This window comes from uncultured Clostridium sp. (genome assembly GCF_947039605.1).
Lineage (GTDB): Bacteria > Bacillota > Clostridia > Clostridiales > Clostridiaceae > Sarcina.
Genome location: NZ_CAMQZG010000069.1, coordinates 1 through 13,378 on the forward strand (window position 1 = coordinate 1; position 13,378 = coordinate 13,378).

The window sequence follows — 13,378 nt, forward strand, 5'->3', positions numbered from 1 at the left end:
ATTATCTGAACTATCTGTTGTACTTTTCCCCACTTTATTTACTGGCATTGTGTGAACATCACCTTTAGTTTTACTATTTGATGAAATTGTTTTACTTCCACCACTAACTATTGGTTTAATTTTATGTCCTGATGTATTATCTGAACTATCTGTTGTACTTTTCCCCACTTTATTTACTGGCATTGTGTGAGCATCACCTTTAGCTTTACTAGCTGATGAAACTATTTTACTCCCATCACTAACTATTGGTTTAATTTTATGTCCTGATGTATTATCTGAACTGTCTGTTGTACTTTCCACTGCTTTATTTACTGGTATTATGTGAACATCACCTTTAGCTTTACTAGCTGATGAAACTATTTTACTTCCATCACTGGCTATTGATTTAATATTTGGAGTTATATGAATATCACTTAAATTATTACTATGTGGTAATGCTACTGAATTAACCTTTGAAACTGTATAAATATCTTTCAAACTGTGGTTTGATTGAGAAATATTTTTTTCGCCTACATACTCTTCAAATATATATCCTTTTTCTCCATTAACATCTACTTTATACCATTGATCTGTTTTTCCAGTTATCTTAACATGCGTACTATTACTGAGAGCTTCTAATACTGTATAATTCATTGATGGTCCTTTTCGTAAGTTAACTACATTACTGACATTAATAATATAACCATCTTTATTCATTCTAGTTATATTATTAATATCACCTTTGTTAATATCTATTTTATTACTATTATTTATATATCCTTTAGCTCCTGTTTCTTCTACTGTAACTAAGGATTTATTTCCTTCTACACTTTGTATTTTCAACATTTCTCCAACTGATAAATATGATGCTATCTCACCATTTTTATTAGTAAGTACTAATCTACCATTACCATTAACAACACAAGCATTAACTGAATAATTTGTATTGTTATTTATTAATAAAGTATTATTTACTTTTTTCAAAATAATATTTTCTTTTGAATCCTTTCTAGTTTGTCCTATTGCACCTGATACTGTCACTATCATTACACCTGATATAATAATAGCCAGTATTTTATTCTTCTTCATATGTTTTCCTCCTAATATTGTTAATACGTATACATATTATAATACTATAAAACACCCATTTATAAAAATATTTCCAATACTAAAATTACCAAATGAATTTTTTATTATATATAAAATAAAGTTTCTTCCCAACTATTAATTACTTTCAAAGTTTGCTTTTTCATTCTTGTTATTGTTGATTCACTCATATTCATTATTGTTGCAATTTCTCTATTTGATTTTTTATCTCTGTATTTATTAGTTATAAACTTTTGAAAATCATTCTTTAACATAAAAAGATTAGATTCTATTATTTTATTATTTGATTCTAATCTTCTTATTCTAGTTTCTAACTCTAATATTTCTTTTTTCACTCTACACTTTTCATATATTAATCCATCTATCATTTCAATCATTAATCTTTCAGCATATCCAATTCCATCTCCACTGCTCTGTACTCTTTCCTCATAGCTAATCGCTTTTATATCAGCATTAATTTCAATATCAATATTTACTATTTTTTCTTCTAGCTCTAACTCATAATCATCTAAGTACTTTATCTTATTCTTATAACTATTTATTAATTTATCCTTATCAAAATAATTATATAATTTTTTCTCTGTTTTTCTGAAAATATTTTCTTTCATTTTTTCTCCTTTGTACTTTACTTTTAGACTTGTCTACAAATCCCTCTATGTTGTCACTTTACTGGCTCTATTTCTTTTATATCTAAACAATTTATAATTAAAAAAGTTGAATCTTCTTCAAGCGTACAAAATTCAATTTTTTTATTTTTTACAAATTTATAAATAAATGTTGATTTTGTTGAAACCAATACTTCGCAACCATTTTTCAGAATTATTCTTATAAACTTATACTTATATTTTCTGCAAAATCTAAATAGCATTTTCATTTTATTTATAACTTCACCCTCAAACATTTTCACACCTCCATCCTGTCGTAAAAGAAATCAATGTTGCTTACATATTAATTTCCACAATGTTACTTAATTCCACCTTATTATCATCAAAATATAGGTAATCACTATCTAAATTATAATTGTCATCATAGTAAATATACTCTTCTATTAGCAACATTCCATCTGTGAATAACACAACTATATATGCTTCCATTTCTTCCATTTCTTTAATGTATTTCAATACTTCCTCTCTTTTCATTTTTATTCCTCCTTAACTTCATCCCAATTAGTATTTTCTAAAACCTCATATAATCTAGCTACTTGAGGACTTCTCCACGCAGTCATAGCATAAGTATGAGCGGTTTCATTATAATGATGTTTATTCATTCTCAAATGGTGTTCACACTCTCTTTTAGTTAAGAAAAATGTATTTGGCATAACTTTATCAACTTTTCTATAATATCCAACTGATACGCTGCAATCACAAAATTCATTTAAAAAGCTTTCTAGCTCGACTGCTCCATCGATATAATATTCCTTTTCTTCAACTTCAAAAGATAAATCTGTGCACACATCATCAAAACATACTCTCTGATATGTTCTTTCTTTAACAAATTCACCCAACCATGCTTTAAATTCTTTTGAACATTCTTCACCCTCAAACAAGCATTCTGCATCATCATTACTATAAATAAATATTCCGTCTATACTATCATCAACCCAATATTCTTTTTCTTCCTGCATTATTGTCCAGTATCTAGGACTAGCTTGATAATCAGTTACTTGTGTTCTCATTTCATTCTGCAATTCTTTTAAAAATTTTATATCTTCTTTTTTCATAACTACTCCTTTAAAATCTCATATTTCTTTTTCTTTCCCATTCAGTTATACAAGCACTCTCTAATTCTTCAAAATCACCTGTTTTTTCATCTTCATAGATATAAGTATGTGTAACTACTGCTTTGAATTTTCTACCACAAGTATCACATTCTAAATCATTATCAACTGTCCACTCTCCATTTGTAACTGCTTCTCTGATATCATAATCAGCATCCTCATATAAAACTAATCCATTGCAACCATCTTTATTGCATCTCATACATCCAAAACTCATTCTTATTTCCACCTTTCACTTCGTAATTGGGAACAATGTCGACTTAAACTAAATATATCTTTTTAAATTTATAACAACTCTTTCATTTGCTATATCTCCATAATCACCTAACTCATTACTAAATATTAAGTACTCATCTTTCACTTCTATATTTAAATTATTTTCTTTTGCTTCTTTCAATAAATTTCTAATAGCATTTCTATAATAGACTGGATCATCGCATCCTGATATTTCTTTTTTATTTCTACCTGAATCTAATTTCATTTTCAGCTCATAATATTCCCAGCCATTACTTTCTTTTTTCATTCCTGTTGTTATTTCCACTTTTCTACCTCTTCCATCATCAAACATATTTTTGATTGAGCTATTTTCACAATAACTTGTGGATGTAATTTAAACTTCTGGCTTAAATACTTAACTGAATAACCATCTATATAAAGATTCTTTATTTCTAATCTAGTTTTATAATCTACCTTTCTATTTCTCATAAAACTCACTCCTATCTTTTCATATTGTATATTTGAGTTCTTTTAGTTGAATTTATACTGTGAACATCAGCATCATTACATAAAAACTTTCTTCTTTTTTGTAGCTTTCTTAAATATTGATCCTGCATAACCTTTTCAACAAATTCTTCTTTAGTCATTTATTTCACTCCTCATTAAATACAGCTAATATAATTTCATCTGTTAATTTTCTTGCTGCTTTTATTTTCAAAACTAATTTATATAACTTTAAATTAATTAGGTCCTTATATCTTTTATCTTCTAGCACCCTTGTAACATCATCTGAGGTGTATTTCCTAGTTCTTTGATACATTCCCTCTAATCTTAATCCTTTATCGTTTAAATGCCTTGCTACCTCTGTTACCTTTCCAAACTGTGCATACATTAAAAATATTTCTTCTTCCAAAGAGCTTGGACTTATATCTATCATTTCTAATAATTTTTCATAAACTATTATCTTGTTTTTTATATCATCAACATGCATATTTCTTTTTTATATGAATGTTACTTATCGTATGATTGTGTATCATTCAATAACCTCCCTTTAGCTTTGTAAAATCAAGGCTTTAACTGCACTCTTATATTTGAATGCAAACCTTATCTCGTTTTGTTTCATTTTTAAGTCCATAAATCTTTAACTTGCTTATTCATAACCTCTTGTTGAAGTCCAATATATCTAGTTGTAACACTTGAACTAGAGTGATTAAAATACTTTCTAAGCTCTTCAATATCCTTATATTTCTGATAATGCTTGTACCCAAAAGTTTTTCTAAGTGTATGAGTTCCAACATTAGTTATCCCATAGATATTACAAGCTCCTTTAATAATTCTATAAGCCATATTTCTACCTATTGGACTATTAAATCCTTTTCTACTTTTAATTAAATAATCTTCTTGCTGCATATTATGTTTTTCTATATATGCATTAAGAGCTTTCTTCATTTTGTTAGATGCTGCAATTACTTTTCTTTTACCTGTTTTCTTCTCAGTTAAATAAATAGTACTTTTCTTATAAACATCTGATACTCTGAGTCTCAAAATATCACTTATTCTAAGTCCAGTATGCAACCCAACTAAAAATAATATATAGTTTCTTTCATTTTTAACTTTCAAATAATTTTCTATATCTGTTATTTTTTCTTCATCCCTTATAGGTTCAACTATATTCATAAAAACACTTCCTTCTATCCTATATTTGCTGTATAATCTACATACCGCAAATCAAATAACGATACTCATGTTCTTATTAAAGCTACTAGGTTGTGCTATCTAGTAGCTTTCTTATTTTTTACACTATCTCTTTCTATCTATTTCCTTATAATTATTTTTATTGAATAATACTTCATAAAGTTTTATAATAAGAGGAATTTATTAACTAAAGATAAACCATACTGATAGTTGTGGACAACATCAAATACATATAAAAATCTTTATTGAGTAAATATGAAATAGACAGTAGGAGATTAGGATATGAAAAAATTTATAGGACATATAATAATAATATTCATAGCAACATTTATAGGAATAAAATATCTACATTTAGGGGAATATCAAAGCGTAGTTGGTATAGTCAAGTTTGCAATAGTACTTACAATATTCAACGCTGTATTAAAACCAATATTCAACCTAATAGCATTACCTATAACTTGTTTGACTTTTGGAATATTTTCGTTGGTAATCAATGTAATAATAGTAGTGTTAGCTGATAAAGTTATAACTGGAGTTGCCTTAAATGGATTTTGGGCATCAGCAGGACTAGCTATTCTTGTATCAGTAATAACAACAATATTCCATCTAGTATTCAACAATGATAACTAAAATATTTAATTTTAAAAGCTGTGAGGATCACCTCATGGCTTTTCTTTGCTATTTATAAAATATTGTTTTTATTGAATCCTTTCTTCCTAATTTGTCTTTTAAGCTTATTTGTTATATAATCTAGTTACTCTTTGTGGCTTATTTACTTAAGCCTTGGAGCTATTAGAGGGCTAATCTAATAGCTCTTTTTTTATATAACTTTTTCATTCTTTTATAGCTGACTCTTTCAGTTCCTAGAATCTCTTTTTCTAACCTTAATAATTTTCTTATTTTCTTACTTATCTTTTTCTGGTGCTTATTCATCTGTACCAACTATCTTTTCATAGAATTCTTTACTAACTACTTCCATATCAATGGCATCTTCAAATATACGTAGATATACCTCTTTGTTTTCAAGGACCTTTTCTATTGCTATGTCTTTATTAACTTTTAAATCTGATAGCTTAAATCCTCCAACCCAATCTTTATCACAATCTTTTATTCCAAAATATAAATCCATCTTTTGCACTCCTATCTCAATCTATAATTATTTTCTCTGCCTATTACTTCTTTCATATGACCTTTACACATTTCTACTATTCTACTTCCAAGAGCTTCATCAAAGTTTAGTATTCTATCTGAATTAAACTCTGTACTAATCATCATTGGTAGATTATTTAAATATCTATGATTTATAATTTCAAACATTATGTTAATATCACTCTCTGTAATCTTTCCTTTAAATAAATCATCTATCATCAATAACTCGCATTCCTTGTACTTAGTGATTTTCTTTAGATAATTAACTTCATCTATCAAGCTTTGTTTAATTGATGTAATAACATCCCTATAAGGCATATAAATAACCTTTGTTCCTTTATTCTTTACAAAGTTATTTGCCAAGGCTAACTCTAAATGTGTTTTCCCACACCCAGGATTACCACAAAGTAACAATGAATTTTGTTTTGTACTTTTTATTTCATCAAAACTTTTATAATACTGCATACAAAGTTCTTTCATCTCAGCAACTAATGAATTCCAAGGAGTAAACTCTTTAAAGCTCTTATCCATATCCCCTAATGATATTCCACTACGTTCCCACATTTCTTTTATTCTAGCCATCTTATAACACTCACATCTTGAATATGAGTTATTTTTTTCATTTAACATAAAGCCTGTCCCATTACACTTACTACAATATTCTTTACTACATGAGTTCACTTTCAAGTTTGGCTCTTTCTTCATCACTAAGTTTGACTTCACTTGATCTATCTGTTCCCTTGAACTCAGCCTGTCCTTGATTATTCTGTCTATTGCTGCTACCATTTCCTTTAGCCTCCTTATCTGTATAATTACCATCTAAAACTTTTTGAAAATTATTAGGTTTAATAAACCAATCAAAACTTATTATCCAGCTTCTATCATTCTGACCTCTTAAGAAACTACTTTTTGCTATGCTATTAATTCCTTCTATTACTACATCTACTCCATATTCTTTAATCCTTGAATTTAATAACTTCAATCTAGTACTCTTTATTGATTTTATTTTTGTTATATTTAAAGAGTTCCAAGCATCTGCTACTTGTTGCAGATTATCAGGAATAGTTTTACTATTTTCTATTTCTCCCTCTATACTCTTATCTCTATTCTCTATCTCTATCTCTATCTCTATCTCTTTCTCTATCTCTATCTCTATCTCTGGTGGATTTTTGTCCGCCATTTGTCCGGACATTTGTCCCACTAATATTTCTTTGTTCTTTTTAGCATCTATTTCTATCCTATATTTACGTTTTCTATCTGCTTCACTAGAGCTTGTCCCAATAAAGTTTTGAATTTCTAACATATAAATAGTTCCATCATCTAAGACTTCTATTAACTTTAGCTGCTTAAATAATTCAAAGGCTACTTTTACCGTATCTATATCCATACCAGTAATTGCTGCAACCATCTCTATGCTATATGGTATAAACTCATTAAGTCTTAGTGCTCCATTAAACTTTAATGCCTTTAAATATAACTTCAATAATAAATTAGAGTACTTATATCCATTCGTCATGCTCTCTAAAACTTTAATTTCTGGACTATCAAAAAAATCATCCTTTAACTTTAAATAATAATATTTTTTATTATCAGACATATATTGCTCCTATCACCTCATATAATAAAATATGAAGTCTATATATTTTTATACTTATATCACAAGGCTACTAAACCCTGTTTTGCTTATACTTTTCCGTAACATCAACTAAACCTATTCTTTCGGCTCTTGCTAACATCTCTGGAATTCCTCTATCTTCACATCTTTTTTTATAGAACTCTTCAAAAGAGTAATCTTTTCCATGTGTCTTACAAGCTTCTTTATAAGCTCTTTCTACTTCCTGTGCTATCTTTCTTAATATTGGTGCTACTTCTTCATCTATTATTTTTTGTCCAGCAACTATATCTCTATTTTCAGGTTCAAATATAAGTGCCTCGCCTTCATCAGTTTTATATGACCACACTTTTCCCATGTCAAACACCCCCTATTTTAAATTTATTCTATCGTTAAAGAATTAATGACTTGATTTATTTCTTTTTAATTTCTCAGCTTCAATCCAAGTTTTAATAATTGTAGCCTGTAAATCCTTAGCCTTACATTTAATAACAAAATTCATTTTTCTACCTTCTTTCTAATATAAATTCATATAACTATTTTCATTTGATTGTTAGTAACTTCTATATCACCTTTCAATTTCATAGGTAATAAATAACTACTAACTATTCTTTTTGCATCATCTAAATCTTTTCTTTTAATTGCACAAATTTTATTTACATCAAACTGTCTATGAAGTTCATGATATAAATCACTAAAAGCTTTTCTATTAAACACCTTGTATGCAGGTGCTCCTTTACCACCAAGTAGAGAAACTATCTTTCTTTTAGCTAAAGTAGTAAGTTCACTACTATCTATTGCTAAAAGCGGTAAATCATCAAACTTACTTTCTAGCTTCAAGGCTCTGCAATTCACTTGATTTAATTGCTCTTTTATTTTCTTTTGTTCTTCTAATTGGTAAATCATTATTTCTTCAGTTGTTTTTTTAGTTTCATAAGTACCATTCTGTCTAATACTAGGAAGAACTTCTGATGTAACCCACTTCTTAAACCTTTTTGAACTTTGTAATTTAGAACCTAAAATCAAACTATAAAGTCCACTTTCATTTATTAGTCTCATTTTTTGAATTCCACCAGGAGTAGGTATTTCACCCACCCCTCTATCATCTTCATCAACATGTCTCTTTAAAGAAGATGCTTGATCCTTATATCCTAAGTTTCTAGCAATATCTTTAGCTACAAACCAAATTTCTCCATTAATTTTCATACTTCTTATATCTATAAAATCTTTATTCTTAAAATTCATAAGTTTATTCATTCTGCTCTCCTTTATACACTTGTATTTCCGTCATTTTTAAATAAATTTAAATCTAAATCTAAAAAAATAGATATTCTTACTAATTTATTTACACTAGGTATATATCTTCCACACTCAATATCAGACAAATATGTTCTTGATATTCCTACTCTTTCAGCCAATTCATACTGTGTTATTTCTTTTTCTTTTCTTGCACTTTTTATTACTTTTCCTATACTATTTTTTAATTCCATATAATTCATGTCCTCCTGATATTTCTAATTGTATTGTATTTCCGTCAATTTGTAAATTAAACTTAGTTCTATTTTTAGACGTTTTATTAAGATTAGATTAATATTCCTTTAACTTCCTCTTTTTTTGATAGTTTTACTTGTATTACCGTCAATAACTATTTGTAATTCCGACTATTTTATTGTTATAATATTTATAGATAGTCGGTATTGCCGACAGGAGGTAGTAATATGAACTTAGGAAGTAAAATTAAAAAACTTAGAAAAGATTTGAAATTTACACAAGTTGAATTAGCTAAAAAAGCAAATATCTCACGTTCTTATTTAGCTGATATTGAAAATGATAGATACAATGCAAGTTTAGATACATTAAAAAATATTTCAAATGCACTAGATATAAAATTAAGCGAATTATTAACTAATGATAATTCACAAAAAACTGAAAATATTTTAAATGAGCAATTATTAACTAAATTAAATAAATTAAATGCTTTAGGTAAATCACAAGCAATTAAATACATTGATGATTTATCTCAAATTTCAAAATATAATAATACAGAATTTGCTGCTGAGCTTATTCCAATAGCTGCTCATGAAAAAGAAGGTAATTTTACAAAAGAAGAATATCAACACGACATAGATTTAATGAAAAATGATAATCTATGGAAGTAATTTAAGGAGTGACAGCTTTGGATTATAATACACTATTATTTGAAAGTGATAATATGAATGTTATCATTAGAGAATTAGACTTAAAGACTAAAGAAGGACTTTGCTTTGGTAATCGTATTGCAATTAATACTAACCTTAGTACAATCAAAAAAGGCTGTGTTCTAGCTGAAGAATTAGGGCATTGCTTATTAACAGTTGGTGATATATTAGACCAATCTAATTTAACTAATAGGAAGCAAGAGAACCTTGCAAGGAGTTGGAGCTATGAAAAGATGATACCTTTAACAAGTATCATTAATGCTCATAAATATGGTGTAACTGATAAGTTTGAACTTGCTGAATTTTTAAATGTTACAGTAGACTTTTTACAGGAATCTATGAAACACTATTACTGTAAATATGGTTTATCTACTAGATACAATAATTTCATAATTAAATTTTCTCCACTTAATGTTTTAAAAATATCTTAAAATATAAAAATAGACTAAAGTTTTTAACTCTAGTCTATCTTTATATATGAAATCTAAAAATTATACCTGAAGTAATTATAATTAATAGCATTACAATATTAAACCATGTTACTATTGGATAATCACAAAATAATATTTTATACCATTTAAGATCGCTTTCACTCAATCTATTTTTTCTACAAGCTAAATTTTTATCTACAAACTTTGATAAAAAATATAAAAACATAAATATAATATTAAATACTATTATCCCTGCTAAACATCCAAAAAATATTATTTTCCAAGATGAAATTTTAGGATTAGCTATTAATGAAAATATATTTACTGTTGCATATATACCTCCAAAAAATGCTATTATAATTGCTGCAAAAATACCCAATATTGATATAAATCCTGTATTTAATTTATTTTCTAACACTTCTGTTTTATTGATAAAATTTTGTGCACTAGCATTTATAGCACCTTGTAATTCTTGTGTTTGTCTTCTTACAAAAGATTCTTGCTCACTTTTAAGTGCTTTATTTCTGTAATCTTCTAATTCTATATGATCTTTTAATTTTCTAAATGATTTTTCAAATTCGCCTAAATTTATCTTAGTATTATCATATTTAAATTCTTTAACACACTCATTGATATAATTTGTATTTGAATTTAAAAAATCTTCAATCATATCTATTCTAATTAAAAGCCCTTCTAATACATCTTGATTATATGCATTTTCAATTAAAAACTGTGATATTAATGAATATCTGTGTCTTCCATTTTTATAATAAAAAGTAATTAAATCTTTCACTACTTCCTCTATATCATTATCAAATTTTTTCAACTTAATTAATATTTGTTTTATTGGTAGATCTTTAACTTTACTTCGTTCTATTGTTACTGACATTAAATGATTTCTCCTAAGATATATTTTCTTTATTTTCTATGAAATACTCTTTTATTTTTTTATTTTGAATAATACTATTTCTTATACTTTCTTTCCAAGGAAGCTCTTTATGAGTTTTTTGAACTAATTCAAAAGCTGATAAAGAAGCATATTTATGTATAATTCTTTCTATAATATCTTTATCATAAGCTACGATTATACTATTATCAAAAACTTTTTCATCCATTTTTATGTTATGACTAATTTCATCAAAGTATATTGTTGTATACGTTTCTTGTTTAGGTAATATATCTCTACCATAAGCTCTAAATTCATTATAAACTTCTGCAACTACAGGTCCATACTCCCAATTAATAATATCTTCATCAAAACAAGTACTCTCTTTTTTGTCTACTAAAAAAGCTGCTTGAATATAATATAAAAGTTTTTGTAACTTTAAATTTGTTATTGTTATACTTTTCTCATCTGAATAATTAATTATATATCTAGCAACATCTAGTGCTTTATATCCCATATTATCCACCTACTTTCTTTCTCTATAGGGATAATTATAACATTTTTTAGGATAATTAACTACTTAATTTATTCTTACTCTCTATTGTTGAAGTTAACTTTTATATTAATAATTAAATGTTTTTCAATACTCTTTTATGGCAAATTGAATATATAGTCTATATCTTATATAATTATACTTAACATATCCTTTAGGAGGTTATCTATGAGCAGTATTTGTATTTACTTAAGAAAATCAAGAGCTGATGAAGAACTTGAGAAATCACTTGGACAAGGTGAAACTTTATCCAAACATCGTAAAGCTCTTTTAAAATTTTCAAAAATCAATAATTTAAACATAACTGAAATTAAAGAAGAAATAGTATCTGGTGAAAACTTGCTTTTCAGACCTAAAATGCTAGAACTCCTTCAAGAAGTTGAAGAGAAGAAATATACTGGTGTTTTAGTTATGGATATTCAAAGACTTGGTCGTGGTGATATGCAGGATCAAGGAATGATATTAAAAGCTTTTAAGCAAAGTAATACTAAAATAATAACACCACAAAAAACTTATGATTTAAATAATGATTTTGATGAAGAGTATACTGAATTTGAAGCATTTATGAGTCGTAAAGAACTTAAGATGATTAATAAGCGAATGCAAGGTGGTAGAGTTAGAAGTGTTGAGGATGGTAATTATATCGCTACTAACCCACCAATAGGATATGATATACATCACATCAATAAATTTAGAACTTTAAAAGTTAATGAAGAAGAAGCTGAGATAATAAAACTTATATTTTCTCTTTATACAAATAATAGTGGTGCCCAAAATATTGCAACACATTTAAATTCTTTAGGATATAAAACTAAGCTTGGTAATAAATTTTCTTCAAGCTCTATTTTAACAATATTAAGAAATCCTGTTTATATAGGTAAGATTACTTGGAAGAAAAAAGATATTAGAAAGTCTTTAGATCCTAACAAAGTTAAAGATACTAGAACTAGAGATAAATCAGAGTGGATTATAGCTGATGGTAAACATAAGCCTATAATTGATAACATAATATTTGAAGATGCCAATACTATTTTAGAAAATAAATATCATATTCCTTACCAGCTTACTAACAAACCTGTAAATCCTTTTGCTGGTGTTTTAAAATGTGGTATCTGTGGTAAGTCATTAGTAGCTAGAAAACTAAGAGGTATACAAAGAGTTATGTGTACTTATAAATGTGGGAATAAAAGTTCTAGATATGATATAGTAGAAAAACTTATACTTGAATCTTTAAATAACTATATTACTTCTTATATGCTTTCACTTGCTAATAATGAAAAAAATATTATAAATCCTAAAGTTGAAATTTATCAAAAGCAGCTAAAAACTTTAAGTTCAGAAGTTACTGCTCTTACAGAACAAAAATTAAAACTATTTGATTTATTAGAACGTGGAATTTATGATGATACTACTTTCTTAGATAGGTCTAGTAATATTCAAACTAGAACTGAAACTATAATTGAAGAAACAATTAAAATTAAAGAAATTATTCAAAATGAAAAAGAACTAACCTCTGATGATCAAAATATTGAAGAATTTAAATCACTTTTAATTTCATTATATAATACCGATGATGTGTTATACAAAAATATTATTATAAAAAGATTAGTTCATAAAATAGAATATACCAAGGCTGAAAGCACAGATAACACTATTGTTATTAACACTCAACCTAGGAAATTACTTTAGGATAGGTTTATAGACAACCTCTCCTAGGTAATTCATTACCCACTCGTTGTTATATGTATTTAAAGAATATATAAATAAAGCCAAGA

The 13,378-nt window shown here is 26.9% G+C and carries 23 protein-coding genes; 4 read left to right on the top strand and 19 right to left on the bottom strand.

The genetic code is table 11. From position 1 onward, the window contains the following. From Q0V24_RS15880 to Q0V24_RS15930, 11 genes are all read right to left on the bottom strand, one after another. A partial coding sequence (locus Q0V24_RS15880) for an SH3 domain-containing protein (RefSeq protein ID WP_297522957.1) occupies positions 1-1,068 on the bottom strand: 1,068 nt, incomplete at its 3' end. Positions 1,069-1,172: 104 nt separating this feature from the next. Then, positions 1,173-1,694 carry a hypothetical protein gene (locus tag Q0V24_RS15885; protein ID WP_297522958.1) on the bottom strand — a complete coding sequence of 174 codons (522 nt, stop codon included), beginning with the start codon at positions 1,692-1,694 and terminating at the stop codon, positions 1,173-1,175. Between the two features lie 53 nt (positions 1,695-1,747). Next, on the bottom strand, positions 1,748-1,987 hold the full coding sequence (locus Q0V24_RS15890) for a hypothetical protein (RefSeq protein WP_297522960.1): 240 nt from the start codon (positions 1,985-1,987) through the stop codon (positions 1,748-1,750). Positions 1,988-2,027: 40 nt separating this feature from the next. Beyond that, positions 2,028-2,225, bottom strand: coding sequence for a hypothetical protein (locus tag Q0V24_RS15895; protein ID WP_297522962.1), 198 nt, complete (start codon positions 2,223-2,225; stop codon positions 2,028-2,030). Between the two features lie 2 nt (positions 2,226-2,227). After that, positions 2,228-2,806, bottom strand: coding sequence for a hypothetical protein (locus Q0V24_RS15900; protein WP_297522964.1), 579 nt, complete (start codon positions 2,804-2,806; stop codon positions 2,228-2,230). A gap of 10 nt (positions 2,807-2,816) precedes the next feature. Continuing rightward, entirely contained in the window at positions 2,817-3,080 is a 264-nt protein-coding gene (locus Q0V24_RS15905) for a hypothetical protein (RefSeq protein WP_297522966.1), read from the bottom strand. A 48-nt stretch (positions 3,081-3,128) separates the two neighbouring features. Further along, positions 3,129-3,431 carry a hypothetical protein gene (locus tag Q0V24_RS15910; RefSeq protein ID WP_297522968.1) on the bottom strand — a complete coding sequence of 101 codons (303 nt, stop codon included), beginning with the start codon at positions 3,429-3,431 and terminating at the stop codon, positions 3,129-3,131. Beyond that, positions 3,395-3,568: a hypothetical protein gene (locus Q0V24_RS15915; RefSeq protein WP_297522970.1), complete on the bottom strand. Its 174-nt coding sequence runs from the start codon at positions 3,566-3,568 to the stop codon at positions 3,395-3,397. Before Q0V24_RS15915 ends, Q0V24_RS15910 begins: the two co-directional genes overlap by 37 nt. Positions 3,569-3,579: 11 nt before the next feature. Continuing rightward, positions 3,580-3,726 carry a hypothetical protein gene (locus Q0V24_RS15920; protein ID WP_297522971.1) on the bottom strand — a complete coding sequence of 49 codons (147 nt, stop codon included), beginning with the start codon at positions 3,724-3,726 and terminating at the stop codon, positions 3,580-3,582. A gap of 5 nt (positions 3,727-3,731) precedes the next feature. Beyond that, the gene (locus Q0V24_RS15925; RefSeq protein WP_297522973.1) at positions 3,732-4,070 is read right to left on the bottom strand and encodes a recombinase family protein; all 339 of its coding nucleotides are present in this window, start codon (positions 4,068-4,070) and stop codon (positions 3,732-3,734) included. Between the two features lie 134 nt (positions 4,071-4,204). Further along, complete coding sequence (locus Q0V24_RS15930; RefSeq protein ID WP_297522975.1) at positions 4,205-4,756, bottom strand: tyrosine-type recombinase/integrase; 552 nt, start codon at positions 4,754-4,756, stop codon at positions 4,205-4,207. Between the two features lie 300 nt (positions 4,757-5,056). On the opposite strand from Q0V24_RS15930, the gene Q0V24_RS15935 reads away from it, so the two are divergent. Next, positions 5,057-5,404, top strand: a complete 348-nt coding sequence (locus tag Q0V24_RS15935; protein ID WP_297522977.1) for a phage holin family protein — start codon at positions 5,057-5,059, stop codon at positions 5,402-5,404. A gap of 295 nt (positions 5,405-5,699) precedes the next feature. On the opposite strand, the gene Q0V24_RS15940 is transcribed toward Q0V24_RS15935, so the two are convergent. From Q0V24_RS15940 to Q0V24_RS15965, 6 genes are all read right to left on the bottom strand, one after another. Next, positions 5,700-5,903, bottom strand: coding sequence for a hypothetical protein (locus tag Q0V24_RS15940; protein WP_297522979.1), 204 nt, complete (start codon positions 5,901-5,903; stop codon positions 5,700-5,702). Positions 5,904-5,914: 11 nt separating this feature from the next. After that, positions 5,915-6,628, bottom strand: coding sequence for an ATP-binding protein (locus tag Q0V24_RS15945; RefSeq protein ID WP_297522980.1), 714 nt, complete (start codon positions 6,626-6,628; stop codon positions 5,915-5,917). Continuing rightward, positions 6,591-7,520, bottom strand: coding sequence for a phage replisome organizer N-terminal domain-containing protein (locus tag Q0V24_RS15950; RefSeq protein WP_297522982.1), 930 nt, complete (start codon positions 7,518-7,520; stop codon positions 6,591-6,593). The genes Q0V24_RS15945 and Q0V24_RS15950 overlap by 38 nt, the downstream gene beginning before the upstream one ends. A 70-nt stretch (positions 7,521-7,590) precedes the next feature. Continuing rightward, the gene (locus tag Q0V24_RS15955) at positions 7,591-7,893 is read right to left on the bottom strand and encodes a hypothetical protein (RefSeq protein ID WP_297522984.1); all 303 of its coding nucleotides are present in this window, start codon (positions 7,891-7,893) and stop codon (positions 7,591-7,593) included. Positions 7,894-8,063: 170 nt separating this feature from the next. Further along, positions 8,064-8,792, bottom strand: coding sequence for a BRO family protein (locus tag Q0V24_RS15960; protein ID WP_297522986.1), 729 nt, complete (start codon positions 8,790-8,792; stop codon positions 8,064-8,066). Between the two features lie 11 nt (positions 8,793-8,803). Beyond that, entirely contained in the window at positions 8,804-9,025 is a 222-nt protein-coding gene (locus Q0V24_RS15965; RefSeq protein WP_297522987.1) for a helix-turn-helix transcriptional regulator, read from the bottom strand. A gap of 228 nt (positions 9,026-9,253) precedes the next feature. On the opposite strand from Q0V24_RS15965, the gene Q0V24_RS15970 reads away from it, so the two are divergent. Both Q0V24_RS15970 and Q0V24_RS15975 read left to right on the top strand, forming a co-directional pair. Further along, the gene (locus tag Q0V24_RS15970) at positions 9,254-9,694 is read left to right on the top strand and encodes a helix-turn-helix transcriptional regulator (RefSeq protein WP_297522989.1); all 441 of its coding nucleotides are present in this window, start codon (positions 9,254-9,256) and stop codon (positions 9,692-9,694) included. A gap of 17 nt (positions 9,695-9,711) precedes the next feature. Next, positions 9,712-10,164 carry an ImmA/IrrE family metallo-endopeptidase gene (locus Q0V24_RS15975; RefSeq protein ID WP_297522991.1) on the top strand — a complete coding sequence of 151 codons (453 nt, stop codon included), beginning with the start codon at positions 9,712-9,714 and terminating at the stop codon, positions 10,162-10,164. Between the two features lie 40 nt (positions 10,165-10,204). Here the strand turns inward: Q0V24_RS15975 and Q0V24_RS15980 are convergent, their stop codons facing one another. Together Q0V24_RS15980 and Q0V24_RS15985 are read right to left on the bottom strand one after the other, a co-directional pair. Beyond that, the gene (locus tag Q0V24_RS15980) at positions 10,205-11,053 is read right to left on the bottom strand and encodes a hypothetical protein (RefSeq protein ID WP_297522993.1); all 849 of its coding nucleotides are present in this window, start codon (positions 11,051-11,053) and stop codon (positions 10,205-10,207) included. A 13-nt stretch (positions 11,054-11,066) separates the two neighbouring features. After that, on the bottom strand, positions 11,067-11,567 hold the full coding sequence (locus tag Q0V24_RS15985) for a type II toxin-antitoxin system antitoxin SocA domain-containing protein (protein WP_297522995.1): 501 nt from the start codon (positions 11,565-11,567) through the stop codon (positions 11,067-11,069). A gap of 204 nt (positions 11,568-11,771) precedes the next feature. Between Q0V24_RS15985 and Q0V24_RS15990 the strand changes: the two genes are divergently transcribed. Next, positions 11,772-13,292: a recombinase family protein gene (locus tag Q0V24_RS15990; RefSeq protein WP_297522997.1), complete on the top strand. Its 1,521-nt coding sequence runs from the start codon at positions 11,772-11,774 to the stop codon at positions 13,290-13,292. The last annotated feature ends 86 nt before the right edge of the window (positions 13,293-13,378 follow it).